General features: G+C 55.4%; 2 protein-coding genes. Both read right to left on the bottom strand.

Features of this window, described 5'->3' with window-relative positions; all coding sequences use genetic code 11:
• A partial coding sequence (locus ACLD7X_RS16965; protein ID WP_411424864.1) for an NUDIX hydrolase occupies positions 1 to 450 on the bottom strand: 450 nt, incomplete at its 3' end.
• Between the two features lie 201 nt (positions 451 to 651).
• Positions 652 to 1136 (bottom strand): hypothetical protein (locus ACLD7X_RS16960; protein ID WP_411424863.1); only part of this gene is annotated, 485 nt, incomplete at its 5' end.

Here is a 1136-nt window from a genome sequence, read left to right as displayed (position 1 = left end):
CATCGTATAGCACGAGAAGAGCCCCACAGGATAGCCCTGACGCCTCCGGTCCCACACGGCAGCAAGCTTCTCCACCTCTATCTCGTACCCGGCTTCCTCGGCAACCTCATGCACGATGGCCTCACTCGGAGTTCTATCGACATCAGCCCACCCGCCGGGAAGAGTCCAACGGTCACTGTCCATGCGTTCGCGTACCATGAGAATTTCTCCATCGGGACTAAAGACAGCAGCTCTGACTTCAATTTTTGGAGTCGGATAACCTTTCTCGTGCCGAAGGGCATCCACGACCTCATGCATTGGCATTCCTGCCTGAGTCGCGAGTATGCGGCGACCGATCTCGTCCAAGGCCCGATAGCGCTCCAAGTCGTATGGGTCTTTCGAGTAAGTAGAACCGATTTGTGCAATTGCTAATATTTCACGTGCCCAGGAAAGCCATGGCGGTTCACTCATGTTCAAAGGAACTCCCTAACTCGGAAACTTAAGATACTGAGCACAACAGCAGCGAGATCATGTACGCAGCCACTTGAATCGCGCCGCCCTTGACAGTAGAAGCCGATTTGCAGGTCCGAGCCAATTCACAGATCGCACCGCTCGTATGTCGCAATGGCAGAATACCACGACTATGGTCCTATAGCTGACCCGCACCGGAAATCAGGGATCGGTTCCCCCAAGCGCTAGACCTCTGGACATCGCAGCGAACCAGACCTTGGCGCTGCCCGTAATGGCACGCAAGGGATGGCCACGGCGGAGCCACGATCGGAACAGGATGCGAGCGATGCGGCGAGCCTGATAGCGTCGAGTTGCATCATCGATTTGCTCCATACTGTGCGCGCAAGAAAGAAAAGCAAGGTAACCCGTCTCGATACCCGCCAAGTTCGACATAGCCGACCCCGGGGTGATACGGTACTCATAAACTTCTTCAGCCACCGCACCATATCGCAGCGACGATGCTTGGGCGAGAGTCAGAAAAAAAATCATATCTTCGCAATGACTTATCCCTAATGGAAACCGGTGGGAACCAATTCGGTCCCGCCGTAACATGTAGAAAGGGCCGCAGAAAACTCCCTGCTCAAGCCGCGCGAGGCGCGTCAGCAGTGGACCTGCAACCAAGTCCGGGACATTGTTGCGCAGTGTCG

The sequence above is a fragment of the Aphanothece microscopica RSMan92 genome, assembly GCF_046613545.2.
GTDB lineage: Bacteria > Cyanobacteriota > Cyanobacteriia > PCC-6307 > Cyanobiaceae > NIES-981.
This window is presented reverse-complemented; position numbering and strand designations above follow the sequence as displayed.